The organism is Aquabacterium humicola, assembly GCF_030167915.1.
Classification (GTDB): Bacteria; Pseudomonadota; Gammaproteobacteria; order Burkholderiales; family Burkholderiaceae_C; genus Pseudaquabacterium; species Pseudaquabacterium humicola.
On the sequence record NZ_JARGNB010000006.1, the window covers coordinates 332142 to 358110 of the forward strand.

The 25969-nt window shown below is 72.5% G+C and carries 26 protein-coding genes and 1 riboswitch; of the genes, 6 read left to right on the forward strand and 20 right to left on the reverse strand.

Annotated elements, in window-relative coordinates:
- Positions 1–9: 9 nt before the first annotated feature.
- From P1K89_RS24790 to thiC, 5 genes are read right to left on the reverse strand one after another with little or no spacing between them, the layout of a single operon-like run.
- The gene (locus P1K89_RS24790; RefSeq protein WP_284619197.1) at positions 10–1605 is read right to left on the reverse strand and encodes a PfkB family carbohydrate kinase; all 1596 of its coding nucleotides are present in this window, start codon (positions 1603–1605) and stop codon (positions 10–12) included.
- Positions 1606–1663: 58 nt separating this feature from the next.
- Positions 1664–2476, reverse strand: a complete 813-nt coding sequence (locus P1K89_RS24795; protein ID WP_284619198.1) for a thiazole synthase — start codon at positions 2474–2476, stop codon at positions 1664–1666.
- A gap of 4 nt (positions 2477–2480) precedes the next feature.
- A complete protein-coding gene (thiS, locus tag P1K89_RS24800) occupies positions 2481–2696 on the reverse strand; it encodes a sulfur carrier protein ThiS (protein ID WP_284619199.1) in 216 nt (71 codons plus the stop codon).
- Entirely contained in the window at positions 2689–3753 is a 1065-nt protein-coding gene (locus tag P1K89_RS24805) for an FAD-dependent oxidoreductase (protein WP_284619200.1), read from the reverse strand. The genes thiS and P1K89_RS24805 overlap by 8 nt, the downstream gene beginning before the upstream one ends.
- A 2-nt stretch (positions 3754–3755) precedes the next feature.
- Positions 3756–5633 (reverse strand): phosphomethylpyrimidine synthase ThiC, encoded by a 1878-nt coding sequence (thiC, locus tag P1K89_RS24810; protein WP_284619201.1) that lies wholly within the window; start codon positions 5631–5633, stop codon positions 3756–3758.
- 118 nt (positions 5634–5751) lie between these two features.
- Positions 5752–5856: riboswitch (TPP riboswitch) on the reverse strand.
- An 88-nt stretch (positions 5857–5944) separates the two neighbouring features.
- Here thiC and P1K89_RS24815 point away from each other — a divergent pair.
- Positions 5945–6430, forward strand: a complete 486-nt coding sequence (locus P1K89_RS24815) for a ribosomal protein L7/L12 (RefSeq protein ID WP_284619202.1) — start codon at positions 5945–5947, stop codon at positions 6428–6430.
- A gap of 12 nt (positions 6431–6442) precedes the next feature.
- Here the strand turns inward: P1K89_RS24815 and P1K89_RS24820 are convergent, their stop codons facing one another.
- The 3 genes from P1K89_RS24820 to P1K89_RS24830 all read right to left on the reverse strand — a co-directional run bounded on the left by P1K89_RS24820 (position 6443) and on the right by P1K89_RS24830 (position 9152).
- Positions 6443–8002 (reverse strand): methyl-accepting chemotaxis protein, encoded by a 1560-nt coding sequence (locus P1K89_RS24820; protein WP_284619203.1) that lies wholly within the window; start codon positions 8000–8002, stop codon positions 6443–6445.
- Between the two features lie 23 nt (positions 8003–8025).
- Positions 8026–8487, reverse strand: coding sequence for a cache domain-containing protein (locus tag P1K89_RS24825; protein ID WP_284619204.1), 462 nt, complete (start codon positions 8485–8487; stop codon positions 8026–8028).
- A gap of 236 nt (positions 8488–8723) precedes the next feature.
- Positions 8724–9152: a GFA family protein gene (locus P1K89_RS24830; RefSeq protein ID WP_284619205.1), complete on the reverse strand. Its 429-nt coding sequence runs from the start codon at positions 9150–9152 to the stop codon at positions 8724–8726.
- A 201-nt stretch (positions 9153–9353) separates the two neighbouring features.
- Between P1K89_RS24830 and P1K89_RS24835 the strand changes: the two genes are divergently transcribed.
- Positions 9354–10268, forward strand: a complete 915-nt coding sequence (locus P1K89_RS24835; protein WP_284619206.1) for an alpha/beta fold hydrolase — start codon at positions 9354–9356, stop codon at positions 10266–10268.
- On the opposite strand, the gene P1K89_RS24840 is transcribed toward P1K89_RS24835, so the two are convergent.
- The 11 genes from P1K89_RS24840 to dusB all read right to left on the reverse strand — a co-directional run bounded on the left by P1K89_RS24840 (position 10255) and on the right by dusB (position 21616).
- Entirely contained in the window at positions 10255–11124 is an 870-nt protein-coding gene (locus P1K89_RS24840; RefSeq protein WP_284619207.1) for a PEP-CTERM sorting domain-containing protein, read from the reverse strand. The genes P1K89_RS24835 and P1K89_RS24840 overlap by 14 nt on opposite strands.
- Positions 11117–12172 (reverse strand): PEP-CTERM sorting domain-containing protein, encoded by a 1056-nt coding sequence (locus P1K89_RS24845; RefSeq protein WP_284619208.1) that lies wholly within the window; start codon positions 12170–12172, stop codon positions 11117–11119. Before P1K89_RS24845 ends, P1K89_RS24840 begins: the two co-directional genes overlap by 8 nt.
- A gap of 87 nt (positions 12173–12259) precedes the next feature.
- Positions 12260–15082 carry a serine/threonine-protein kinase gene (locus tag P1K89_RS24850; RefSeq protein WP_284619209.1) on the reverse strand — a complete coding sequence of 941 codons (2823 nt, stop codon included), beginning with the start codon at positions 15080–15082 and terminating at the stop codon, positions 12260–12262.
- Position 15083: 1 nt separating this feature from the next.
- Entirely contained in the window at positions 15084–15641 is a 558-nt protein-coding gene (locus tag P1K89_RS24855; RefSeq protein WP_284619210.1) for an ECF-type sigma factor, read from the reverse strand.
- 51 nt (positions 15642–15692) lie between these two features.
- Positions 15693–16466 (reverse strand): hypothetical protein, encoded by a 774-nt coding sequence (locus P1K89_RS24860; protein WP_284619211.1) that lies wholly within the window; start codon positions 16464–16466, stop codon positions 15693–15695.
- 204 nt (positions 16467–16670) lie between these two features.
- Positions 16671–17624 (reverse strand): spherulation-specific family 4 protein, encoded by a 954-nt coding sequence (locus P1K89_RS24865; protein ID WP_284619212.1) that lies wholly within the window; start codon positions 17622–17624, stop codon positions 16671–16673.
- Positions 17625–17726: 102 nt separating this feature from the next.
- Positions 17727–18065: a hypothetical protein gene (locus P1K89_RS24870; RefSeq protein ID WP_284619213.1), complete on the reverse strand. Its 339-nt coding sequence runs from the start codon at positions 18063–18065 to the stop codon at positions 17727–17729.
- Positions 18059–18601 (reverse strand): nucleotidyltransferase family protein, encoded by a 543-nt coding sequence (locus P1K89_RS24875; protein WP_284619282.1) that lies wholly within the window; start codon positions 18599–18601, stop codon positions 18059–18061. The genes P1K89_RS24870 and P1K89_RS24875 overlap by 7 nt, the downstream gene beginning before the upstream one ends.
- Positions 18602–18632: 31 nt before the next feature.
- Positions 18633–20210, reverse strand: a complete 1578-nt coding sequence (gene purH / locus P1K89_RS24880) for a bifunctional phosphoribosylaminoimidazolecarboxamide formyltransferase/IMP cyclohydrolase (RefSeq protein ID WP_284619214.1) — start codon at positions 20208–20210, stop codon at positions 18633–18635.
- A gap of 58 nt (positions 20211–20268) precedes the next feature.
- Positions 20269–20505, reverse strand: coding sequence for a Fis family transcriptional regulator (locus P1K89_RS24885; RefSeq protein WP_284619215.1), 237 nt, complete (start codon positions 20503–20505; stop codon positions 20269–20271).
- A 73-nt stretch (positions 20506–20578) separates the two neighbouring features.
- Positions 20579–21616: a tRNA dihydrouridine synthase DusB gene (gene dusB / locus P1K89_RS24890; protein ID WP_284619216.1), complete on the reverse strand. Its 1038-nt coding sequence runs from the start codon at positions 21614–21616 to the stop codon at positions 20579–20581.
- Between the two features lie 169 nt (positions 21617–21785).
- On the opposite strand from dusB, the gene P1K89_RS24895 reads away from it, so the two are divergent.
- The 4 genes from P1K89_RS24895 (at position 21786) to P1K89_RS24910 (ending at position 25155) form a co-directional block, all read left to right on the forward strand.
- Entirely contained in the window at positions 21786–22268 is a 483-nt protein-coding gene (locus tag P1K89_RS24895) for a YqaA family protein (protein WP_284619217.1), read from the forward strand.
- 106 nt (positions 22269–22374) lie between these two features.
- Positions 22375–22995: a hypothetical protein gene (locus tag P1K89_RS24900; RefSeq protein WP_284619218.1), complete on the forward strand. Its 621-nt coding sequence runs from the start codon at positions 22375–22377 to the stop codon at positions 22993–22995.
- Positions 22992–23549 carry a hypothetical protein gene (locus P1K89_RS24905; RefSeq protein ID WP_284619219.1) on the forward strand — a complete coding sequence of 186 codons (558 nt, stop codon included), beginning with the start codon at positions 22992–22994 and terminating at the stop codon, positions 23547–23549. The genes P1K89_RS24900 and P1K89_RS24905 overlap by 4 nt, the downstream gene beginning before the upstream one ends.
- A 109-nt stretch (positions 23550–23658) precedes the next feature.
- Positions 23659–25155 (forward strand): carboxypeptidase M32, encoded by a 1497-nt coding sequence (locus tag P1K89_RS24910; protein WP_284619220.1) that lies wholly within the window; start codon positions 23659–23661, stop codon positions 25153–25155.
- Here P1K89_RS24910 and P1K89_RS24915 read toward each other — a convergent pair.
- On the reverse strand, positions 25143–25955 hold the full coding sequence (locus P1K89_RS24915) for a helix-turn-helix domain-containing protein (RefSeq protein WP_284619221.1): 813 nt from the start codon (positions 25953–25955) through the stop codon (positions 25143–25145). The two genes, P1K89_RS24910 and P1K89_RS24915, sit on opposite strands and share 13 nt — an antisense overlap.
- Positions 25956–25969: the final 14 nt, after the last annotated feature.

Consider the following 25969-nt stretch of genomic DNA (forward strand, 5'->3'; position numbering starts at 1 on the left):
GGACACCCGCTACGGAACGAACGCCGACGACAGGCTCGGGCGGGGCAGGGCCGGCACGGGCTCGCGCGCGGCGCCATGGCCCGATCGGATCGCCGCGGCGAAGACCGGCACCTGCTGCCGCGGATCGTCGCCGAGCCCGCGCACGATGCACACGCCCGACGCGCCGCAGCGCGCCGCGGCGGCCGCCTGCTGCGGCTCGAGGATGCCGCCGATCGCCACCACCGGCGCCGGCGCCATCGCGCTCCACCACGCCAGGTTGTGCAGGCCCTGCGGCCGCCACGGCATCTGCTTGGTGAGCGTCGGCCACACCGGTCCGCAGGCGATGTAGGCCGGTTGCCATGCCGCCGCCTGCGCCAGCTCCCACAGGCTGTGCGAGCTGATGCCCAGCTGCAGGCCATCGCGCTGCGCGGTCCGCAAGGCCGCGCGCTCGCCGGTGTCCAGCGCCAGCAGGTCTTCCTGGCCGAGGTGCACGCCGCCGGCGCCGAGCTCGAGCGCCAGCCGCCAGTGGTCGTTGACGAAGAGCCGCGCGCCGGCGGCGCGTGCGGACGCGATGGCGCGGGCGAGCGCGTCGCGCAGCGCCGGGTCGTCGCGCCGATCGGCCTTGATGCGCAGCTGCAGCGTGCGCACGCCGGCGGCCAGCACCGCGTCGATGCGCTCGGCGCTGTCGACGATCGCGTAGAGGCCGAGCGCCTCGCCGCCGCGCGCGCCGGCCGCCGCCGGGGTGAACGGCACGGCGTCGTCGGTCAGCCACGGCAGCACCGCCGGGTCCGTCGCGAAGCCGGCGCGCAGCCGCACCGGGCCCGGGCCGGCGCCCGGCGTCGGCCGGTCGGCGTCGTGCCGCAGTGCGTGCGCCACCGCCATCTTCGCCAGCACCACGGCATCGGCCGGCACGAAGCCCAGCGCCAGCGCCGAGGCGATCGCGCTGGCGAAGCTGCAGCCGGTGCCGTGTGTGTGCTGCGTGTGGACGCGCGGCAGGCCCAGCCAGCGCTCGACGGGTGGTTGGGCGCTGCCGGCAGGCGCGCTGAGCAGCCAGTCGAAAGCCCCCGCGGCGTCGGCCTCGTCGCCGCCGGTGATGCAGACGGTGCCGGCGCCCAGCGCCTGAAAGATGCGTGCAGCGGCCGGCAGCTCGTGCCGCGCGAAGGGCGGTTCGCCGAGCAGCAGCGCCGCCTCGCGCCGGTTCGGCGTGACCACGTCGGCGCGCGGCAGCAGCTCGCGGCGCAGCGCCGCGAGCAGGTCGCGGTCCGCCAGTGCCGCGCCGCTGGAGGCGCGCAGCACCGGGTCGACCACCAGCGCGACCGGGCCGCGTTGGCGCAGCCGGTCGACGCAGGCCGCGACCCGCCCGACGTTGCGCGCGCTGCCCAGCACGCCGGTCTTGATCACGCGCGGCGGCAGGTCGGCTTCCAGCACCTGCAGCTGGGCGTCGAGCAGCTCGGGCGCCACCGCATCGACGCGCAGCACCGCGGTCGAGTGCTGCGCGGTGACCGCCGCCACGACCGGCGCCAGGTGCACGCCGAAGGCATCCGCCGCACGCTGGTCGGCCGACAGGCCGGCGCCGCCGCCGCTGTCGGTGCCGGCGATGCTCCAGACGATCGCTCGGCCGCTCACTGGACTACCCTCCGCACTGCGTGCTTCGGGATGAGCCCTTCGGAACGGCCGGGCGGGCTCATGCCAGCAGGAAAGGCCGTGCATCGACCGGGGTGCTGGCGCGGCCGAAGTCCTGCGCCGCGATCGGCCCGGCTTCGAAGCCCAGCCGCCCGGCCGCCACCGCCTGCGCCATCGCCGCGGCCATGCGCACCGGGTCGCCGGCCTTCGCGACCGCGGAGTTCAGCAGCACCGCATCGAAGCCCAGCTCCAGCGCCTGCACCGCATGCGAGGGCGCGCCGATGCCGGCATCGACGATCAGAGGCACATCGGGCAGGCGGGCGCGCAGCGTGCGCAGCGCCCATGGATTGACCAGGCCCTGGCCCGAGCCGATCGGCGCACCCCAGGGCATCAGCACCTGGCAGCCGGCGTCGAGCAGGCGGCGACAGGCGACGAGGTCCTCGGTGCAGTACGGGAAGACCTCGAAGCCCTCGCGCACCAGCGCCTCGGCGGCGATCAGCGTTTCCCATGGGTCGGGCTGCAGCGTGTGCTCGTCGCCGACCACCTCCAGCTTGATCCAGCGCGTGTCATAGAGCTCGCGCGCCAGTTGCGCCAGCGTGATCGCCTCGCGGGCGCTGCGGCAGCCGGCGGTGTTGGGCAGCAGCCGCGCGCCATGGCGCTGCACCGCGTCGCGCACGCCGGCGATGAAACCGTTGTCGCTGTCTTTGGGGGATAGACCGGCGCCCAGGATGCGCTTCAGGCCGACGGTGACCACCTGCGTGCCCGACGCGGCGATCGCATCGGCGAGCACCTGCGGCGACGGGTAACCCGCGGTGCCGAGCAGCAGGCGACTGGTCAGCGGCTGGCCGTAGACGGTCCAGGGGGTGGGGCTCATGGAATCAACCTCCAACGATGGCCTGGAACACGGTCAGCGCGTCACCGGGCTGCAGAAAGGTGTGCTCTCGCGCGCTTCGGGCGACGAACGCGCCGTTCAGCGCGGTCGCGGCGGCCTCGGGCGCGAGGCCGCGTTCGGCCAGCAGCGCGGCGACCGTCAGGCCGGGCGACCAGTCGCGCGGCGTGCCGTTGACGCTGACGGTGGGCGGCGACTCAGGCATGCATCGCCTCCTCGGCCGGCGCGTGCAGGCCCAGCGCCGCCAGCGCCTCGTCGACCAGCGCCGGCGCGATCAACCAGCCGTGCCGGTACAGCCCGTTGACGCGCAGCAGGCCGGGTTCGTGCTGCACCAGCGGGGCGTTGTCGGGCAGCGCGGGCCGCAGGTTGGTCTCCAGGTGCACGATGCGCGCCTCGGCGAGCTCGGGGCAGACGCTGTGCGCGGCGGCCATCAGCTCGACCGCGCTGCGCAGGCTGACGGGCGAACGGTCCTCGCTGTCGATCTCGGTCGCGCCGAGCACGATGACGTCGTCCGGCCGCGGCACCAGGTACATCGGATGGCGCGGATGCACGAGGCGCACGGGCCGCTGCAGCACGACGCCCGGCGCGTGCAGCCACACCAGCTCGCCCCGCACGCCGCGCAGCGGCACCGGCGGGCGGGCGCCCAGGCCGCGCACGTCGATCGCCAGATCGACGCGGCGGCACTCGCCGTCGCACAGCCGCAGCGCCTGCGGTTCAACCGCCTCGACCGCCCGGCCCCAGTGCCAGCCCACGCGCGGCGCGTCGTCGTGCAGCGCGCCGAGCAGCGGCGCCGGCAGCACCTGCGCTTCGCCGGGCAGCTCCCAGGCCAGCAGGCCGCGCGTCAGCGCGGGCTCCAGCGCGGTGAACCGGTCGGCCTCCAGCGGGCGCGGCAGCGGCCGGCCGGGGACGCTCACGATGCGCGCCAGCAAGCGTTGCGCCGAGCCGGCATCGCCGCGGTGCGCGACCAGCAGGCTGCCGTGTTCGCGCATGAAGGCCGCGGGTCCGCCCGGCAGCGCCGCGGCAATGGTGCGCCAGCGATCGATCGAGCGCCAGCCCAGCTCGGCGATGCGGGCGCCGCCGACGGCACTCTCCGCCAGCGGGCTCAACATGCCGGCGGCGGTGAAGGCCGCCGCGCCGCGACCGTCGCGGCGCAGGGCGGCATCGGGCGCGGGATCGAACACCTCGACCGCATGCCCGGCCTGCGCCAGCCGCCATGCCAGCAGCCGGCCGAGCAGCCCGGCGCCGGCGATGCCGATGCGCATCATCACGAGGCCTGGATGGGGATGTACAGCTCGCCGCCCGTCGCCCGGAACTCGGCCGATTTCTCGGCCATGCCCCGCTGGCGCTGTTCCTCGGCGCCGATGGTCTGCGCCTCGGCGAAGGCGCGCACGTCCTGCGTGATCTTCATCGAGCAGAACTTCGGCCCGCACATCGAGCAGAAGTGCGCGTGCTTCATCGCGTCCTTCGGCAGCGTCTCGTCGTGGAATTCGCGGGCGGTGTCGGGGTCGAGCCCGAGGTTGAACTGGTCCTGCCAGCGGAACTCGAAGCGCGCCGCGCTGATCGCGTCGTCGCGCGAACGTGCACCCGGATGGCCCTTCGCGATGTCCGCCGCGTGCGCCGCGATGCGGTAGGCGATCAGGCCCTGCTTCACGTCGTCGCGGTTCGGCAGCCCGAGGTGCTCCTTCGGCGTCACGTAGCACAGCATCGCGGTGCCCATCCAGCCGATCATCGCGGCGCCGATCGCGCTGGCGATGTGGTCGTAGCCCGGCGCGCAATCCACCGTCAGCGGCCCGAGCGTGTAGAAGGGCGCCTCCTGGCAGTGCTTCAGCTGCTCGTCCATGTTGGCCTGGATCAGGTGCATCGGCACGTGGCCCGGGCCTTCGATCATCGTCTGCACGTCGTGCTGCCAGGCGATGCGCGTCAGCTCGCCCAGCGTGCGCAGCTCGGCCATCTGCGCGTCGTCGTTGGCGTCCGACAGGCTGCCGGGGCGCAGGCCGTCGCCGAGCGAGAAGCTGACGTCGTAGGCCTTCATGATCTCGCAGATCTCTTCGAAGCGCGTGTACAGGAAGTTCTCGCGGTGGTGCGCGATGCACCACTTCGCGAGGATCGAGCCGCCGCGCGAGACGATGCCGGTGCGGCGATTCACGGTCAGCGGGATGAACGGCAGCCGCACGCCGGCATGGATGGTGAAGTAGTCGACGCCCTGTTCGGCCTGCTCGATGAGCGTGTCGCGGAACACCTCCCACGTCAGGTCCTCGGCGATGCCGCCGACCTTCTCCAGCGCCTGGTAGATCGGCACCGTGCCGATGGGCACCGGCGCGTTGCGCAGGATCCAGTCGCGCGTGGTGTGGATCTGCGCGCCGGTGGACAGGTCCATCACCGTGTCCGCGCCCCAGCGCAGCGACCACACCAGCTTGTCCACCTCCTCGGCGATGCCCGAGCTGAGCGCCGAGTTGCCGATGTTGGCGTTGACCTTGACCTTGAAGTTGCGGCCGATCGCCATCGGCTCGAGCTCGGGGTGGTTGATGTTCGCCGGGATGATCGCGCGGCCGCGGGCGACCTCGTCGCGCAGCCACTCGGGCGTGATCACGCGCGGGATCGCGGCGCCGCGCGCGTCGCCGGCGAGGCGCCGCTCACGTTCGGCGTCATTCGCGTAGGCCTCGGCCCATTCGCGGCGGCCGTTCTCGCGGAGTGCCACGTATTCCATCTCCGGCGTCACGATGCCGCGGCGCGCATAGTGCATCTGCGTGACGTTGGCACCGGCCTTGGCGCGGCGCGGCGTGCGGCGCAGGGTCGCGGCCTCGGCCTGCAGTGCGGCCAGGCGCGCGGCCTGCGTGGGGTTGCGCAGCCCGTCGTCGGCCGCCTGCGGCGCGCGGCCGGCGTAGGCCTCGGTGTCGCCGCGCGCCTCGATCCAGGCGGCACGCGGGGCGCCAAGGCCGGCGCGGATGTCGATCACCGCGTCGGGGTCGGTGTAGGGGCCGCTGCAGTCGTACAGCGTGACGGTCTCGCCGTTGCTCAGGGCGACTTCGCGCATCGGCACGCGCACGCCCGGCAGCGCGCCGTCGACATGGACCTTGCGGGACGCAGGGAAGGGCTCGCGCGAGGCGGCGAGCAGCGCATCGAAGGATTCGGGGGCGTTCATCGGATCTCCAGGGCAGCGGTGGACTCACGTGCTCCGGAGATGCGCCATCGATCGCGAGCGATCACCCCGTTCGGGGCCCGGGTCGGGCGCACGTCCATGAAGGCACGCGCACAGCGACGAGGTCAGGCTGGGCTCTTCTTCCGCCGGTACGAACCGGATCAAGTTCTCGGGTTCGGTCTCGAATCGACCGTCTCAGCGCGCTGGCGCACCCCGGAGCGGGGCGGAGTGTGCCGGCACTGGCCCTGCAGCGTCAAGTGCGCGACGATGTGCGTCGAAGGCCGCGCTTCGGCGGCCGCCTGCGGGACCGTACGATGAGCCAAGCGCCCCTGCCCGATGACGTGCGCGCCGCGCTTCAGCGCGGCAGCCTGATCGAGGCCATCAAGCTGCTGCGACGCGCCGGCGTGACGAACCTGGCGCAGGCCAAGGCCATGCTGGAAGCCGAGGCCCGCCGCATGGGGTCGGGGGCCGGCACGGCGGCACGCACGCCCGGCCGTCCGACCGTCGCGACATCCCCCGGTGGCTTGCCGGCCGCGGCGCTCGCGGCGCTGCGGCAAGGCCGCAAGATCGAGGCGATCCGCATCGTGCGCGAGCACCACGGGCTGGGGCTGAAGGAAGCCAAGGACTTCGTCGAGTCGCACGAGCGCTCGATGCCGATCACGGCCGACAGCCTGTCGCCGGGCGATGGCCTGTCACCCGGCGAGGTGCCGCGCACCGGCAACCGCATCACCTGGCTGCTGGTGGCGGCCGTGATCGGCGCCGGGTTGCTCTACCATTTCCTGCTGCGCAGCCCGGGTTGAACCCGCGGCGGCTCAGGCGATGCGGAACGCGCCGACCGCCGCCACCAGCCCCTGCGCCTGCTGGCGCAGCGACTCCGCCGCGGCCGCGGCCTCTTCGACGAGCGCGGCGTTCTGCTGCGTGCTGCGGTCCATCGCGCCGACGGCGCTGTTGACCTCGTGGATGCCGACGGACTGCTCGGCGCTGGCGCGCGAGATCTCCGCCACCACGGTGTTGACCTGGCCGATGCCGTCGACGATGCGCTGCATCATCGCGCCGGCATGCTGCACCTTGGTGGCGCCGGCCTCGACCTGCTGCACCGAGCTGCCGATGAGGCCGCGGATCTCCTTGGCGGCGCCGGCGCTGCGCTGCGCTAGGCCGCGTACTTCCTGCGCCACGACCGCGAAGCCGCGGCCGGCGTCGCCGGCGCGCGCGGCCTCGACCGCGGCATTGAGCGCGAGGATGTTGGTCTGGAACGCCAGCCCGTCGATCGTGCCGATGATCTCGCCGATGCGGCGCGACTGCGTGCTGATCGCGTCCATCGTGCGCACCACCTCGTCGACCGCGGTGCCGCCGTCGGCAGCGATGCGCGCGGCATCGCCGGCCAGGCGGTGCGCGGTGTCGGCGTTGCGGGCATTGGCCGCCACGGTGTCGGTCAGCTGCTGCAGCGATGCGGCGGTCTGCTGCAGCGCCGAGGCGGTCTGCTCGGTGCGCGCGGACAGGTCGCCGTTGCCGAGCGCGATCTCGCGCGCCGCAGTATCGATCTGGTCGGCGCCCTGGCGGATGCCGGCGACCGTGGCGTTCAGCCGCCGGGTGACCTCGGCCAGCGCACCGAGCACCTGGCCGGTCTCGTCGGCGGCCGCCGCGACCTCGCGCGTGCGCAGGTTGCCGTCGGCGACCTCGCGGGCGATCTGCAATGCGCTGCGCAGCGGCGTGACGATCAGCCGCACGCTGGCCCAGGTGGCCAGCAGCCCGGCCAGCAGCGCGGCGGCGGTCAGCAGCAGCGAGAAGTTGCGGCCTGCCTGCAGCGTGGCGGCGGTCTGTTCACCGCGGGCGGTGGCGGCGCGCGTTTCCTCGGCCGACAGCTCGGCGAGCACGCCGCGCGCCTCGTCGTAGGCCTTTTCGGCGCGGCTCATGAAGGTCGCGGCGGTGCTCAGGTCGGCGTCCTTCATGTCCAGCGTCTCGCGCGCGGCCTTCACGTAGCCGCCGAAGGCGGTGTGCAGGCGCTCGGCGCGCGCGGCCTGCGCGGCATCGCCGGCCAGCGCGGTGCGCAGCGTGTCGATGCGGGACTGCGTCTGCAGCAGTTCGGCGTCGATGCGCTTGTCGAGCGCCTGGATCACCTCGGGCTTCAGGCCGGCCCCGGCGTAGGCGATGCTCTGCATCACCATCGCGTTGGCCGCGACGACGCGCTGCTGCGTCTCCGCGGCCTGCGCGACACGCACCATGCTCTGCTGCGTCAGCATGTCGAGCGTCGCGGCGGTCTTGCGCGCGGTCCACGCGTTCGACCCGGCGACGATCACCAGGCACAGCAGCACCAGCAGCGGCGCGAGCGCCACCTTGGCCATCAGCGGCAGGCGTTCGATCAGGCGCTTCATCGCGGCCTCGATCCGGCGGCGGATCAGCGGTAGGCGCCGACGGCGACACCGACCTCGGTGCCGGCGACGCGCTTGACGAAGGTGGTCTTGCCGTCGACCTTCTTCGTCGCCGGGTTGCTCCAGTCGTAGTCGACCCAGCCTTCGCCCTTCGTCGTGACCACCTGGATGATCTCGCGCACGAACGGCTTGCCGTTCTGGTCCTTCAGGTCGATCATGTTCTTGCCGACGAGCTTCTCGTTCGTGCCATGCGCGAGCCAGTTCGCCTTCAGGTCGAAGGCGAACACGTACAGGTCCTTGCGCACCCAGTTGGCCTTGTCGCCGGTGAAGTCCTTCATCGCCTGCTCGACGCCGACCTTCTTCACGTGCGCCGCGGCCGACTCGGCCATGGCCTTGGCTTCGTCCTTCGTGCCGCGCTCCTGCGCCTGCGCGGACAGGGCGAGGAAACCGGCCAGGCACAGCGCCAGCAGGGAACGGATGATCTTCATGGGGTTGTCTCCGATGGTCGTGTGGGAAGGGCGATCGACGCGATCGGCCCGAACACGGGTCTTCGGTTTCATTCAGGCCCCAGTTGATGGCGTACTACTACGCTGTGATTAATCCCAGGTCGCCAGGCGCCTGGCGCACTCGTCGGCCTTCGCCGGTGCCGGCGTCATGATTCAATCGACGAGCCGCCCGCTGCGCCAACGGATCGGCCGCGCGGCCTGCGCGGGGCGGCGCCTGATCACGTGCCGGCAGGGCGCTGCGGCGGCGCCGGCTGGCCGTCGATGCGCTCGAGCGCGGCATCGAGGCAAGCCCAGGCCGGCGCGCTGGCGCTCCAGATGTTCGCGACCGGCCGGATCGACGAAGGGTCCTCGAGCGTGCCGACGCGCACGACCGTGAGCTGCGGTCGGCCGGTCGAGTCGGCGAAGAGGTGGCATCCGCAGCGCGCACAGAAGCGGCGGCGCACCTGGTTGCCGCTGTCGGCGGTCTTGAGGTACTCGGCCGGCTCGCCGTCGATCTCCAGCCGTTCGGTCGGAAAGATCGCATTGGCCGTGCCATTGCCGGCAATGCGCTGGCAGTCGCGGCACCAGCAGACGCGCGCGATGACCGGCTCGCCGGTCACGCGGTAGCGCACCTGGCCGCACAGGCAGCGTCCGGTTCGTTCGCTCATGTCGATGCTCCCGCGGGTGAAGGCGGCCGACTCTACGGCCTGCCGATGCCTGCGGCGGGCCCGGTGGTCCCGGGCGCCGTCGAGCCTCTCCTAGACGCCTTTGGCGCGTTCGATATCGACGTTGTCATTCTCGCCAATGGCCCGAAAGCGCCTGCGTGCCTACAGTGGCGCCACTGACGAAGCCGCCAAGGACCTGCAACGATGAACCCGTACCAACCGCTCGAAGACCGCTACGTGACGCTGGGCCCGCATCGCGTGCGCTACTGGCAGGCCGGTGACGCCGGCCCGGCCGTGGTGCTGGTGCACGCGCTCGGCGCCTCGGTCGAGTACTGGGCCCGCGTGATGCCGACGCTGGCGCGGCACCACCGCGTCTTCGCGTTGGACCTGCTCGGCTTCGGCCTCAGCGACAAGCCCGACCTGCCCTATGGCGAAGCTCTGCTCGCCGGTGTCGTGCGCGACTTCGCCGACGGGATGGGTCTCGAGCGCTTCCACCTCGTCGGCAACTCGATGGGCGGCGCGGTCTCGCAGCGCGTGGCCCGCGAGAACCCGCAGCGCATCGCGAGCCTCGCGCTGGTGTGCTCCGGCGGGCTCGGCACCGCGATCAGCCCGCGCGTGCGCCTGCTGAGCGTGGCGCTGGTAGGAGAGTTCCTCGCGCGGCCGCGGCCCGAGATGACGAAACGCTTGATCCGCGGCGGCATGGTGGTACGCGAGGGTGCACCGCGCGAACTGCTCGACGCATCGCTCGCGCATGCGCGCAGCCCGGGCGCCCGCCGTGCGTTCCTCGCCACCTTGCGCAACGGCATCCGGCTCGACGGCCAGCGGCCGGCCATCGTCGACGCGCACCGCGCCGCCTTCCCGCGCATGACCTGGCCGACGCTGGTGATGACCGGCGACCGCGACCCGATCATCCCGACCGACCACGACGACGCGATCCGCGCGATCCCGCTGCTCACGACGCACCGCTTCGCCGGCTGCGGCCACTACCCGCAGCTGGAGCAGCCCGAGGCGTTCTGCGACGTGCTGCTGCGTTTTCTCGAGGCCGCGCCAACGCCGGCCGCGAGCGGCGCGACCGGCGTGGGCGCACTCACCGCGCAGCGCACGCTCAGCCCGGCGTGAGGCCGGCCGGGTGCAGTCTGCCGCGCGCGTGTTGCCCGGGCCGCGGTCGGCGCGACGCGCCTGCCGCGGCCATCGCCGCCAGCGCCATCAGCAGCACCGGCGCGGGCTCCGGCACGGTCGCGGGCGGCAGCGTCGGGAAGACAAAACCGCCGCCCGCGACGTAGCCACCGCCGGGCGTGAGCACGTCGACGTAGAAGGTCGACGTGTCGAGCGCGTTCGTTTCGACGGCCGATTCGATGTGGGCATGCGACAGGACGGTCAGGCGGCTCGCGACGCGGATCACGCTGCCGACGTCGAACTCGTACGCGACCAGCGCGAACTCGTCGATCAGGAACGCCGGGGTGTCGAAGCTGCTGGCGAAGCTCCAGTCGGCCAGCACCTGGCCGGCGACGAAGGTCCTCGAGGTCACGGCGCCGCCGAAGGCCGAGCCGGGGCCGAAGCCGCTGCCCGCGACGAAGCCGTCGAGTGCCGTCGCGAACTGCAGCGTGACCTTCTCGCCCGGCGTGCCGGTGATCAGCAGGTCGGCGTACCAGCTCAGGTCGTCGGCCGCCTGCGCGCTGTGGAAGGCGCCGCTCGTGTAGGTGAGCCCGCGGCCGCCTAGCGCGCCCACGCTGGCGTAGGCACTGGTCGATGCGGTCTGCGCGCCACCGCCCTTGGTGTCGGCGATGGCCTGCGTCACGAGGCCGGTGCCGGCCGCCGGCCCCGCGTCGGCGAGGTTCACGAACCAGTGCGCGTTGCCCGCATCGAGCGCGAGGTAGGCGGCGACGCCGATGTCGAGCACCGGTGCGGCGCGCGCGGGCAGCAGGGCCGTCGCGGCGAGCACGGCGAGCAGGAAGAGGCTGCGGCGCTCACGCATGATCGGCTCCCGGCGCCACGCGCAAGTCGTGTGGCGCATCGGTGCGGCGACGCCGCCAGACCGCGGCGACACCGAGGCCGAGGGCCGTCAGCACGAAGCTGCCCGGTTCCGGCATCGGCGTCGCGACGAAGCCGTGGATCACGCCGGCCGCGTCGGCATAGGTGCCGGCGATGAGACCGGCGTTGTTGATGTCGCTCGCCTGCGCATACAGCGCGGCGGGCGGCTCGATCGGCACGAAGGCGCCGTCGGCCCACAAGTAGCCGCTCAACTCGTCGCCTTCGCCGTACCAGCCGACGATCGCGCCCCCGTCGTTGAGGCCGAACGCGCCCGAGCGGGTGGCACCGAACGGCGTGATGATCGTCAGCGTGCCGGCGGACCACAGGAAGCCCGACGACGCGGCGCAGCCCGCGCACGACGCCTCGACGGCGCCGACGACCTGGCCGAGGTCGTTGATGCCCACCGGCAGCGTGCTGTCGGCACCGGGCACGTCGAGCGTCGTGAAGGCCCCACCCGACCAGACGTAGCCGTGGTATCCGGTGCCGGGCGGTCCGGTGCGGTACGAGCCGACCACCGTCAGCGCGCCGTTGACGCCGAACGCGCCGGCCTGCTGCGAGCCGGGCGGCACGAGGGCGGTGTACGCGCCGCTGGCCAGCAGGTAGCCGAAGGCCGGATCGGCATTGCCGATCTGCGGCACGCTGCTTGCGGTGCCGGCCACCGCGCCGCTGCTGCCGATGCCGAACGCGTCGGTGTACGCGGCGCCCGGGTAGTCGATCGTCGAGACGACGCCGCCGCCGCCGCCGCTGGTGCGGAAGCCGTGCCAGGCGCCACCGGCGTCGAGGTACGCGCCGACCACGGCGCCGCTGTCGTCGATGCCCTGCACATGGGTCTGCACGGCACCGGGCACGTCGATCGTCGTGTACTTGTAGACCGGCGCGGCGGTGGCCGTCGGGCCGACGGTGAATGCCGCGCCGGCCAGCAGCAGCGCGGCCGCGAGCGTGTGGCGGGACTTGCGCGTCGTGCGCGTCTCGAGGGTCTTGCGAGGGGTCATGATGGCTCCTGAATGGGGACTTCCCATCCAGCAAGACGCCAAAGCGCCTGGCTCGTCCGCCGCGCCAAGCTAGGGGGGCGGGCCTGATCAGCGCATCACGCTCGATGCCGCGTGCATCAGTTCACGCGCCGCGCGGCTGGCCGCGGCGGATTCGCCGTCCAGGCGCTGGCTGGCCTGCAGCGCGCGCGCCGCCAGTTCCTGCGCCTGCGCCCGGTCGCCGAGCGCGAGCGCCAGCGCGGCACGGTCCCGCCACACCTCGGGCTGCACGCGCAGGTCGAACGCGCCTCGCAGCTGCTGCGCGGCCTGCAGCGCCTGGTCGCCGTGGCGCCGCGCGGACGCGGTGTCGCCGCGGGCCAGCGCGATCTTCGCCAGGCCCATCTGCGCGAGGGACGCGGCGGCGATCGGGCGTTCGCCGGCGGCCCGCAGTACCGCGTCGAACTCCGCTGCCGCGGCGGGCGACTGGCCGGTGTCGGCGAGCCATTGCGCGTAGCGCACGCGGGCGTCGCAGGCGGCCACGGCGCCTGCCGGCTCATGGCGCGCGTAGTCGTCGAGCGCTTCGCGGAACAGGCGCTGCGCCTCCTCGCCGCGGCCGAGCGCGGCCAGGGCGCGCGCGAGCAGCACGGCCGCATGGCGGCGGTCGGCCTCGCGGTCGGGGCGGGCGACGATCACGCGGTAGGCCGCCTCCAGCGGCGGCAGCGCCTGCGCCGCGCGGCCTTCGGCGAGCAGCGCCTCGCCCCACGATCGCAGCAGCATCGCGTCATGGCCGGTGGCGCCGCTGCCGGGCGGTGTCGGCAGCAGCGGCAGCGTCTCGTCGTACAGGCGAAACGCGGCCTCGCGCTCGCCGCGCCGGTGCAGGAAGCGCGCGTATTCGTCGATGACCATCCAGTGCGTCGGCAGTTGCACGCCGGCGCTGCGCGACAGGCGTTCGGCCTCGCGGAAGGCATTCGCCGCGCCGGTCTGGTCGTCGAGCTGGTGCAGCGCGAGTGCCAGGTTGCGCTGCGTCATCGCCAGGTCCCCGGCCTCGGGCTGGCGCTGGCGCCGGCCGGCAGCCAGGGCCTGCAGGTAGCGATCGCGCGCGGCCGCCGGCTCGCCGCGCTTGAGGTGCTCGTTGCCGGCGTTGGCCAGCGCGGCCAGGTAGCTCGGATGGTCCGCGTCGAGGCGGCCGAAGAGCTCGATCGCGCGCTGCAGCGCGCGCATGCGCTCGTCGCCGGCGCCGGGAACGGCCTGCAGCGCCTGCGCCTGCGCGAGCCACCACTCGGCCGCCTGCAGCGACCGGGCGCCGGCGCGCACGCCGATCAGCGCATCGATCGCGTCGAGGCGGCGCCGGGCCTCGTCGCGCTGCTGCGAGAAGATCAGTGACCAGGCCTCGGTCAGCAGCGCATCGATCACCAGCGGATGCCGCTCGCCGTAGTGGGCCCGCGCCAGCGCCAGGCGTCGCGCCGACAGCTCGTCGTAGCGCTGCTGCTCGAGCAGCCAGCCGTAGATCTCGCTCGTGATGCCGAGCAGCTCGATCGCGGTGGCGGGATCGTGCTTGAACTCGGTCTCGATGCGCGCTGCGTTGGCGTCGAGCAGCTCGCGCGCGGTGACCTCGCCCGGCGGCCGGTCGCGCAGCAGGCGCGGATCGCCGGCGCGGAAGACGCTGACGAGGAAGTCCTTGATCGCGCCGGCCCGCGCGGCCTCGCGCTCGGCCCGCTGCATCTGCCAGACGGTGGCGGCCATGCCGGCGCCGATCGCCCCCAGCAGCACGGAGGCCGCCGCGTAGCGCCAGGCGTGCCGGCGCAACTGCTTGCCGATGCGGTAGCCCAGTCCCGCCGGACGCGCCGCGACCGGGCGCGAATCGAGGTGGCGGCGGATGTCCTCGGCGAAGGCTTCGGCCGAGCGATAGCGATCGGCCGGCCGCAACGCCAGCGCCTTGATGACGATCGCGTCGACGTCGCCGCGCAGCGCGCGCCGGTGCGCCGGCGGCGCACCGGCACTGGGCAGCGTGATGCCGCCGTCGAGGATCGCCTCCTCGATCGCCCCCGGCGTCGCGCGCGCGAGCCGGTACGGCAGGCGGTGAGCGAGCAGCTCGTACAGCAGCACGCCGAGCGAATAGATGTCGGTGGCCGTGCTCAAGGCGCCGCCGGCGATCTGCTCCGGCGACGCGTACTGCGGTGTCATCGCGCGGCCGCCGAACTGCGTCAGCGCCGTCGGCGGTGCGTCGGCGCCGTCGCCGCCGAGCAGCTTGGCGACGCCGAAGTCCAGCAGCTTCACGCGGCCTTGGCGATCGACGAGCACGTTGGCCGGCTTGATGTCGCGGTGGATCACGAGCTGGCGGTGCGCATGGCCCACCGCGTCGAGCACCTGCAGGAAGAGCCGCAGGCGGTCGGCGACGGCCAGGCCGCGTGCGGCCGCTTCGTCGGTGATCGGCCGGCCGTCGACGTATTCGAGCGCGAGCCAGGGCTGGCCCTGCGATGCGCCGGCGTCGCGCACCGCGGCGATGCCCGGGTGATCGAGGCTGCGCAGGATGTCGCGCTCGCGCGCGAACCGTTCGGCGAGCATCGCGGCGCGCAGCGGGTCGGCGAACGGCAGCTTCAGCGCCACCGGTGGCGCGGTGGGTGCGTCGATGCGCGTGGCCAGGTGCACGACGCCCATGCCGCCGCGCCCGAGCTCGCGCACCAGCTGCCACGGGCCGAGGGTGCCCCCGTCGCAGGCGGCGGGCTCGTCGCGCGCCAGCCGCGGCAGCGTCGACAGGAAGCCCTCGCGCTCGAGCGTCGCGCGCTGCGCGAGCAGCTCGGTCAGCGAGGCGCGCAACCGGGCATCGTCGCCTTGCAGCGCGGCGAGTGCGGCGGCCTGCCCGGCCGGTGCCTCATCGAGCAGCCCGTCCAGCAGCTCGAGCAGGCGAGGCCAGTCGCCGCGCGCGATGTCCACGTCAATTCCGCAGGCTCTGGTAGAGGAACAGCCGGGCCCGCTCCCAGTCGCGCTCGGCGGTGCGCTTGCCCACGCCGAGCGCGAGCGCCACCTCCTCCATCTCGAGGCCGGCGAAGTAGCGCAGCTCGACCACCCGCACCAGGCGCTCGTCGTGCGCGCCGAGCTCGGCGAGTGCCTCGTGCACGCGCAGCACTTCGGCGGCGTCGGCGGCGCCGGCGGGCTCGGCGTCGACGCCGGTGTCCAGCGGCAGCGCGGCCTCGCCGCCGCCGCGTCGCGCCGCGCGCGCCGCGCGCACGAGGTCGACGACGATCGAGCGCATCACCCGCGCGACGTAGGCGAGGAAACGCGGCCGGTCGGCCACCTCCAGCCGCTCGAGCCGGACGAGCCGAAGGAAGGACTCGTGCACCAGCGCGGTGGTGTTCAGCAGCTCCTGTGCGGACCCGCGCAACCGCGCATGCGCGATGCGGCGCAGGTCGGGGTACAGCAGCTCGAACAGCCGGCCCAGCGCGACCTCGTCGCCGCGCTGCGCGGCGTGCAGCCATTCGGTGACGTCGGCCATCGCGGTGGCCCGGATGCGGTGCCGCGGCGGCGAGCGGCCTCGGGCAGCCGGTCAGCCCGCCGCGGGCGCTCGCCGGCCGCGCCGCCGCGTGGACGCGGCCAGCGCCAGCAGCGCGACGGGCGCCAGCGCCCACGTCGCCGGCTCCGGCACCGCCGCCTGCGGGATCATCAACTGGTCGAGGCCGATCGCGTCCTCGTCGGGATTGAGCGCCGGGTTGGTGATGAAGAAGCCGGTGATGGGATTCGCCGGGTCGGCGAGCACGCCGAAGAAGGCGACATTGCCGTTGACCACCTGCGACGGGCTGATGTCCAGCAGGTCCAGCACCGTCTCGCCCTGTGCATGCATCAGGTGCACCTGCAGGCTCGCGAGCGGGCTCGTCGTGCCCAGCCAGTCGCTGGCATCGGTGAGGTAGAAGCCGAAGCCCGGCAGCGCGCTGCCGAAGGCCATCGTGAAGTAGGTCGAGCCGTTGTCGCTGAGCGAATCGATGAACTGCGTGCCGTCGGTCGCGAAGGTCGAGAAGGTGCCGACGCCGGTGGCGATCTGCGTGTACTGCGTGGCCTGGTTCGTGAACCCGACGTCGACCGTGCCGACGGTGAAGCTCGCCGGCAGCGCGCCGGTCGCGAAGCCTTCGAAGCTCTCGGTGGCGAGTGGTCCGGCGGCGGCGGCGAACGCGGCGGCCGCTGCGTCGGCCACCGGATGGCTGCCGCCAGGCAGGATGGTGGCGTTGTCGATGCCGAAGTAAACGGTCGGCGCGGCCTGGGCGCCGGCCGCCAGGGCAGCGGCCACCAGGCCCGCGCTGCAGCCTTTCAGGATGTGCAGGTGCATGTCGCCTCCTCTTGTCTGCAAGCCGGGGAGCGTAGCAACGGATCGCAGCGGCGACTAGGGGACTTCTAGGTGTCGGTGCGTGCCGGCATCGAGCCGTTGCCCGACACGTCCGGGCCGCTTGCGGCCCGCGTGCGGCCCGATACCGAAGCTGTCGTTGCCGGAAGGCATCGGTCCGCAGGGCGGCACCCGTTGCCGCGGCCACCGTTATGCATGGCGCCTGGCCGCGCAACGTTGGCGATAGGTCCCGAGCGCGGATCGCGCTGCGCTGCGCTGCATCACCTTCCGCAGCCGCACGATCCCCAGCGCGGCCAGGGCCGCCGCCAGCAGGGCCCCGGCGTGCGGTTCCGGCACGGCCGCGACCGCGGCGACTTCCTCGCTCCAGTAGCCGGGCAGCGTGTCCCACGGGTTCGGCTCGGCCGGGTTGCCGGGCGTGTAGCGGTCGTTGGTGATGTAGACGTAGCCGGCGTGGCGCTGCACGGCCTCGGCCAGCAGCATCAGCATCGAACTGGTGTCGCTCACGTTGTAGTGCAGGTGCGCCTGCCGCGATGCGGGCGCGGTGTGCATCCACGGTTCGGTGGCGATGCCGTCGTACGAGCCGGTGCCACGTTCGACGGTGACGATCGTGTCGATGAACGCCAGGTAGTCCGCCGGCGCGGCAGTGCCGGGATTGCCGAAGAGCTGCCAGTCCGGATGCGCGCCGCGCACGGCGTGCGACACCTGCTGGTAGAACGGCAGCGCGGCGGTCTGGTTCGACATTTCGTCGAGGAAGATGCCGTCCACCGGATACCACTGCGCATAGCGCTGCACGTCGGCCAGCACGTCGTCGACCGACCGCGTCGCGGGCAGTCCGGCCGCGCACTGGTGATTGCCGTAGCAGGTGTACACGTAGCCGAGCACGCGGCCGCCCGCGGCGCGGAAGCTCTGCACCGCGGCCAGGTAGTCGCTGTTGGGTGCGCCGCCCGGCCCGTTGTTCACGTTCATGATCGCGGTGATGCTCGCGCCCTGGGCCAGCGCGGCCGTCATCTCGTCCCACTGGCTCTGCGCCGGATCGAACGACGGGTAGAAGTACGCCGGCACCAGCAACCCGACCGCGTGGGCCGAGCACGCGGCCAGGCTCAGCACGGCCGCGGCGACGGACTTGAACAGCGATGGCGCCATGCGCGCACTCCCCGGGTGATCGTTGTGGCGCGCAGTATCAGGACCACGCTGACGGGCGTCTGACGCGGCCAGGCGCCACCCGCGAACCCGGGGGTGGACCGGTCAGCCCGGCGCGATGCGCAGCGGCTCCAGCGCGGCACGCAGCCGTTCGAGCGACAGGGCGAACGGTGGCCGGGCCTCGCACACCGGCAGGCCGAGCCAATGCGGCAGCGGCGCGTCGTAGGCGATCTCCATCGCCTTGCGGTGCGTGTCGGCGCGTGCCACCGGCGCGGCCATCAGCGCGGTCCACAGCGCATCGAGGTCGCGCGCGGCCTCGTGCGGCCGCTCGATGCGGAACGCGCCGACGCTGCGCCAGGCGTTGACGGCGCCGACCTCGGCGAAGGCCGGCATCGCGAACTGGCCCGAGGTGGGGCGTTCGAGCACAAAGGGCCACTTCAGCATGCGACGACCCGCACGCGCGGCCAGCGCTCGGCATAGCGCTTGGCCGCGCAACGTTGGCGATAGGTCTCGACGCTGCCGCGGATCGGGTTGCGTCGCACCGTCATCGAAAAGAGGTCGTCGAGGCCGTGCGGGGCGATGACGTGCAGGCGATCCTGGTCGTCGATCCACACGCCCACCGAGGTGGCGTATTCCGGCCACGACGCGATCGCCTCGTCGAGCGAGCGCAACGGCTCGACGGCATGGCCGAAGTGGGCCTCGAACCAGCAGTGCACCGCGGCCTGGTTGATCACTTCCCACGGCAGCGACGGGTGCGCGGCACGGAGCCGCGCTTCGATCGCGCGTTCGCTTTCGGGACGCAGGTCGTCGCCATCGAAGTAGGCGACGTCGACATCGACCAGCGGCGAGGGCACGGCGTGTCCGTGCAGGTGGTCCCAGACCAGGTTGCGCACCGCACCGGCGCCGATGCACCACGACGCCAGGCCTTGGTCACGCACCGCCCGCAGCGCCGCCATGAACCACGGCGCCGCGCGCACGATGCCGATCAGCGCATCGCGCTGACCGGCGGCGTCAATGCCGGAAATGCCGCGTCCCGGTGAAGACCATCGCGATGCCGCGCTCGTTCGCCGCGGCGATGACTTCCTCGTCGCGCATCGAGCCGCCGGGCTGGATCACGCAGCTGGCGCCGCCGTCGATCACGACGTCCAGGCCGTCGCGGAACGGGAAGAAGGCGTCGCTCGCCACCGCGCTGCCCTTGAGCGTCAGGCCGGCGTTCTCGGCCTTGATGCCGGCGATGCGTGCGGAGTCGATGCGGCTCATCTGGCCGGCGCCCACGCCCAGCGTCATGCCGCCGGCGCAGAAGACGATCGCGTTGCTCTTGACGAACTTGGCCACCTTCCACGCGAACAGCAGGTCCTGCATCTGTTCGTGCGTCGGCTGCAGCGTGGTGACGATGCGCAGCTCGCTGGCGGCGACGTTCTTCGCGTCGGCCGATTGCAGCAGCATGCCGCCACCGATGCGCTTGAAGTCCAGCGCATTGCCCTGGCGCGAGAGCGGCACTTCCAGCAGGCGCAGGTTCTGCTTCTTCGCCAGCAGCTCGCGCGCCTCGGGCGTCACCGCCGGCGCGATCAGCACCTCGATGAACTGCTTCGCGGTGTTGATGGCCTCGACCACCGCGACGTCCACCGCCTGGTTGAAGGCGACGATGCCGCCGAAGGCCGAGGTGGGGTCGGTCTTCAGCGCCTTCGAGTAGGCCTCGAGCGCGGTGCCGCCGATCGCCACGCCGCAGGGGTTGGCGTGCTTGACGATCACGCAGGCCGGCGCGTCGAAGGTCTTCACGCACTCCCAGGCGGCGTCGGCATCGGCGATGTTGTTGAACGACAGCTCCTTGCCCTGCAGCTGCGTCCAGCCGGCCAGCGTGCCGGGCGCCGGCTGCCGCTCACGATAGAAGGCAGCACTCTGGTGCGGGTTCTCGCCGTAGCGCAGGTCCTGGGTCTTCTCGATCTGCAGCGTGTAGATGCCGGGGTACTCGCTGCGGGCGGGCACCGCGGCGGGCTTGTCCTCGGCGCCGGGCTCTAGCGCGCTGAGGTAGTTGGTGATCATGCCGTCGTAGGCGGCGGTGTGCGCGTAGACCTTCTTCGCGAGGCCGAACTTGGTCTTGCGCGTCAGGCCGCCGGCGTCGAGCTCGGCCAGCACCTGCACGTAGTCGGCCGGGTCGATCACCACGCCGACATCGGGCCAGTTCTTCGCCGCCGCACGCAGCATCGCCGGGCCGCCGATGTCGATGTTCTCGATCGCGTCTTCCAGCGTGCAGTCGGGGCGCGCGGTGGCCTGCGCGAACGGGTACAGGTTGATGACCAGCAGGTCGATGGTCGCGATGCCGTGGGCCTTGAGCGCCGCCATGTGCTCGGGCATGTCGCGGCGGGCCAGCAGGCCGCCGTGGATGCGCGGATGCAGCGTCTTCACGCGGCCGTCGAGCATCTCCGGGAAGCCGGTGACTTCCGAGACCTCCGTGACGGGCAGGCCGTTGTCGGCCAGCAGGCGCGCGGTGCCGCCGGTGGACAGCAGCTTGATGCCGCGCTGGTGCAGGGAACGTGCGAACTCGACGATGCCGGTCTTGTCGGAGACCGAGAGCAGGGCGGTGGTCATGGTGCGGGCCGGGAAGTGGAAGGAATTCGGGGGCGGCGCGGGCAGGGCGGTGTAGCGCTCACTTGATCAGCTTGTGATCGAGCAGCTTGCGGCGCAGCGTATTGCGGTTGATGCCCAGCCAGTCAGCGGCCTTGCTCTGGTTGTTGTCGGCATGGCGCATCACGACCTCGAGCATCGGCTTCTCGACGGCACCGACGATCATGTCGTGCACGGAGTGCGGCTCGGTGCCGCGCAGGTCCTTGAAGTACTGCTCCAGGCTGTCGCGGATGCACTCTTCGATCTTCTTCTTGCTCATTGGAGCCCCAAGGCCGCTGCGCGTCCGTCCCCCGAGGGGAGCGAACAAGCCTCGAGGCGGCTCGTCGTCTTGTTCATGCCTCTAGTGCCAGCAGGTCGTCGTTGGCGGCCGCATGCTGCGGCAGCAGGGGGAATTCGTCGGCCAGCCGATCGAAGAAGGTGCCGACCGCGGCGACCTGGGCATCGATCGAGTCCAGCGTGTTCATCACCGCGCGGAAGGCTTCGCCGCCGGGCAGCGCACGCACCGCCCAGCCGATGTGCTTGCGGGCGGTGCGCACGCCGGTGAATTCGCCGTACAGCGCGTAGTGCTCGTGCAGGTGCTCCAGCAGCCAGCCGCGTACTTCGGAGGTTGGGGGCGGCGCCAGCTCGGTGCCGGTGGCCAGGTAGTGCGCGATCTCGCGGAAGATCCACGGCCGGCCCTGCGCCGCGCGGCCGATCATCAGCGCATCGGCGTTCGTGAAGGCCAGCACCTCGCGCGCCTTCTGCGGCGTGGTGATGTCGCCGTTGGCGACCACCGGGATCGTCAGCGCCGCCTTGACGGCCGCGATCGTCTCGTACTCCGCCGCGCCCTTGTAGCCCTGCTCGCGCGTGCGGCCGTGCACCGTCAGCAGCGCGATGCCGGCGCTCTGGGCCGCGCGCGCGATCGACAGCGCGTTGCGCTCCGCATCGCACCAGCCGGTGCGCATCTTCAGCGTGACCGGCACGCCGCGCGGCGCGCACACCGCGACCACCGCCTCGACGATACCCAGGGCCAGCGCCTCGTCGCGCATCAGCGCCGAGCCGGCCCACTTGTTGCACACCTTCTTCGCCGGGCAGCCCATGTTGATGTCGATGATCTGCGCGCCGCGGTCGATGTTGTAGGCGGCGGCCTCGGCCATCATCTGCGCATCGGTGCCGGCGATCTGCACCGCGATCGGCCCCGGCTCGCCGGCATGGTCGGCGCGGCGCGAGGTCTTCAGCGAGTGCCACAGGTCCTTGCGCGAGGTCACCATCTCGCTCACCGCATGGCCGGCACCGAGCCGCCGGCACAGCTGGCGGAAGGGACGGTCGGTGACGCCCGCCATCGGCGCGACGAACAGACGGTTCGGCAGCTCGAAAGGGCCGAGGCGCATGGCGGGGGGGAGGGAAGGGACTGCTGAAAAAGGAGGCAGGAGTATAGCGGCCGGGTCCTGGCCGATCGTGACACCCGCCGGTTCGCGGCGAGCGGGCGTGCGGTGGTGCACGCTGGCCGGCGGCACGCCGCATGCCTATCATCCGCCGACTCTTTCGCCGCCGCTCGTGATGGAAGCCTGGATCGAATCGCTGCTCACTGCGCTCGCGCTGCCGAAGTTCGGCCTGACGACGGTGTTCATCGTCGCGCTGATCTCCGCCACGCTGCTGCCGGTGGGCTCGGAGCCCGCGGTGTTCGGCCTCGTGAAGCTGAACCCCGAGCTGTTCTGGCCGGCGGTACTCGTGGCCACGGCGGGCAATACCGTCGGCGGCGCGATCAGCTGGTGGATGGGCTACGGCGCCGAGAAGGTCTACGAACGCGTGAAGCACCATCCGTTCGAGGCCCAGGCGCTGAAGTGGCTGGAGCGCCTGGGCCCGAAGGCCTGCCTGCTGTCCTGGCTGCCGCTGGTCGGCGACCCGCTGTGCGCGGTGGCCGGCTGGCTGCGCCTGTCGTTCTGGCCGTGCATCGTCTTCATGGCCATCGGCAAGTTCGGCCGCTACCTCGTGATGACGGCCGGGCTGCTGTGGTTCTTTCCGGGGCAGTACACGCCGTGATTCGTGCTGTTGATGCGCGGCAGGGTCAGCGTCCGGCGCGCGGCTAACATGCGCCGCGGCGGCGGGGAGCCGCCGCAGACAACAAGCACTCTTTCGGAGGAATTCCATGTTCGAGACTCGTCCGGCCCGCGCGGCCGGCTGGCGCGCGTTCGTGCGCGCCGCCTGCGTCGTCGCCACGCTCGCCCTCGGCGGCTGCGGCAGCTTCTACGTCGACAGCGGCACGCCCGAGGTGCAGGCCTCGCAGTACAGGAAGCCGGCGCAGGCCAAGCCGGTGCAGCTGATGTTCGAGTTCCAGACCAAGGGGGCGCCGAACGCGCGCGCCACCGAGATGCTCAAGGCGCAGATCAGCGAACAGGTCAAGACCAGCGGCCTGTTCGCCGACGTCGCCGAGCAGCCGGTGCCCGGCGGCGCGATGCTCAGCATCGTGCTGAACAACGTGCCGCTGACCGACGATGCGTTCACCAAGGGCTTCGTCACCGGGCTGACCTTCGGCCTGGCGGGCAACCAGGTGTCGGACGGTTATGTCTGCACCGCGAAGTACCTGGGCGAGGGCCAGGCGCAGCCGATCGTCAAGAGCGCGCGCCACGCGATCCACACCACCGTCGGTGCCGCGGCGGCGCCGGCCAACGCGGTGAAGGCCGACAGCATCGAAGCCGCCGTGCGCACGATGACGCGCCAGATCGTCAGCACCACGCTGAACGAGTTGTCGCAGGAGATCGCCAAGTGAGGCTCGCTGCGTTGCTGCTGGTCGCCGCACTCGGCGGCGGCTGTGCCCAGATCCAGCTGACCGCTCCGATGCCCGACCTGTCCAACGTGCCGAAGGTGCGCGAGGCGGTCGGTGCGCCGGTGGCGCTGGGCGAATTCACGCTCGCCCCGGGCAAGCCGGCGGAGATGGACGCCGGCATCAACCTGCGTTCGAACACCGTCAGTTCGCCGATCCAGGGCTCGTTCGCGCAGTACCTGAAGGAAATGCTGGCGGCCGACCTGAAGGCCGCGGGCCTGCTGGCGCCCGCGTCCGACCGGGTGATCAAGGGCAGCCTCACCGAGAACCGCCTCGAAGCGCCTGTCGGCCAGGGCAGCGGCAGCATCGCCGCGCGCTTCGTCGTGCTGCGCGCCGCCCAGCCGGTCTACGACCGGGAACTGCGCGTCAGCGGCACGTGGGACTCGCCTTTCGCCGGCTACGTCGCGATCCCGGGTGCGATCGGCGAATACACCGCGCTGCACCGCAAGCTGATCACGCAGCTGCTCGACGATCCGGCCTTCCGCGCGGCGCTGAAGTAGCGCGGCGGGTGCGGCCGGTGGTCCGGGCCAGGCCGATGACCCCCGGGCCATCGGCCTCGTCCCCGCGGGGCCAGAATCGGCGCTTTCCGACTCGATTCGGCGGATCCCGATGACGACCCACACGACCCCGGCCTACGACGGCCTGGCCGCGACCTTCCAGCGCCTGCATCGGCTGCACCACCTGCAGTCGATCGCCTCCTGGGACCAGGCGGCGAACATGCCGCCGCGCGGCAGTGAAGCGCGCGGCGCGGCGCTGGCCGAGATGGCCGCGCTGATGCACCGCGTGCGCACCGACCCGCGCCTGCGCGACGAGCTGCAGCGCGCCGAGCAGGAGCCGCTGAGCGACCTGCAGCGCGCGAACCTGCGCGAGATGCAGCGCGAGTGGCAGCACTCGAACGCGCTGCCCGAATCGCTGGTGCAGCGCGCGCAGCTGGCCACCTCGCGCTGCGAGCACGCTTGGCGCAAGCAGCGCCCGGCCAACGACTGGGCCGGCTTCGTCGAGAACTTCCGCGAGGTGCTGGCCTGCGGCCGCGAGGAGGCCGCGCTGCTGGCCGAGCAGTCGGGCCTGTCGAAGTACGACGCGATGATCGAGCGCTACGAGCCCGGCATGCGCTGCGCGCAGCTCGACCGCATCTTCGGCGACGTGCGCCAGTGGCTGCCGGGGCTGATCCAGCGCGTCGTCGACAAGCAGTCGCGCGAGGCGGTGATCGCGCCGGACGGCCCGTTCCCGGTGCCGGCGCAGCGCGACCTGTGCGAGCGCGCGATGCGGCTGCTGGGCTTCGACTTCGACGCCGGCCGGCTCGACGTCAGCACCCATCCCTTCGCCGGCGGCGTGCCCGAGGACGTGCGCCTGACCACGCGCTTCCGCGAGGACGAATTCCTGATCAGCCTGATGGGCACGATCCACGAGACGGGCCACGGCCGCTACGAGCAGAACCGCCCGCGCGAGCTGCTCGGGCAGCCCGTGTCGCTGGCGCGTTCGATGGCGATCCACGAGAGCCAGTCGCTGTCCTTCGAGATGCAGCTCGGCAGCCACCCCGGTTTCGCGAACCTGCTGGCGCCGCTGGTGCGCGAGGCCTTCGGCGACCAGCCGGCCTTCACGCCGGCCAACCTGAACAAGCTGATCACGCGCGTGAAGCCGGGCTTCATCCGCGTCGATGCCGACGAAGTGACCTACCCGGCGCACATCATCCTGCGCTACGAGATCGAGCGCCCGCTGATCGAAGGCGAGATCGAGCCCGAGGACGTGCCGGCGCTGTGGGACGCGAAGATGGCCGAGCTGCTCGGCATCGACACCCGCGGCAACTTCAAGGACGGCCCGCTGCAGGACGTGCACTGGCCCGAGGCGCTGTTCGGCTACTTCCCGTGTTATTCGCTGGGCGCGATGTACGCGGCGCAGTGGTTCGCGACGATGCGCAGGCAGATGCCCGATCTCGATCAGCGCATCGCGCGCGGCGACCTGAGCGGCGTGTTCGACTGGCTGAAGGCCAACATCTGGGAGCAGGCGAGCCGCTACACCACCGACGAGCTCGCGCAGCGCGCCACCGGCGAGGTGCTGAACCCGGCGCACTTCCGGGCGCACCTGGAGGCGCGCTACCTGGGTTGAGGGCGCACTAGGCCGCCGGCGGTGCCGGCGCGCCGCCATGCCGTGGGCGTGCTGCCGAAGCGCTGCCTGAAGCGCCGCGCGAAGTGCGATGCGTCCTGGAAGCCGAGGGCATGCGCGACGTCCGTGATCGGCGGGGCCCCATGGCCTTGCAGGCGTTCCGCGGCCAGGACCAGGCGCCGCTCCCAGATGGCCTGCGCCGCGGTGCCGCCGCCGCTGGCGAACGTGGCGTCCAGGTGGCGGCGGCTGACGCGCAACTGCGCGGCCAACTGCTCGGCGTCGATGGTCGCGACGTGCAGGTCGATCAGCGCAAGCGCGCGTTGACGCAGGAGCGCGGCGTGGTCGGGCGCCGGTGCCGCTGGCGAGAGGGCTTGCAGCAACGTGATCACCGCGCCGGCCGCGGCGTGCTGCGTGGCCGGTGCGAGCTCGCCTTGTTCCTGTGCCGCCGCCCACCCGGCCGCCAGGTTGCGCAGCAAGCCATCGTCCGGCGAGCCGCCGTGGACCAAGGCCGTGCGGCGGTCGATGCCGCGGTAGCGAGCCACGACGGTCTCGCGCGGCAGGGCCACCAGCAGATGCACGAAGGCTTCGTCGGCCAGCACGCTGAACGGCGTGGTCCCATCGATCAGCGTGAATTCGCCCGCGGACAGCTGCGCCCGGCGGCCGCCCTGCGCGACCTCCGAGCGGCCCTGCTGCACGAACAGCAGCTTGAAGGGCGACGGAGCGTCGGCCGGCCGTGTCCGCGCGAGTGCGAGCGCGGCGCCGCGCACGGTCCGGACGCCCGGTGAGTTCCGCAGAGGTTCCATCGCAGGCCATTGTG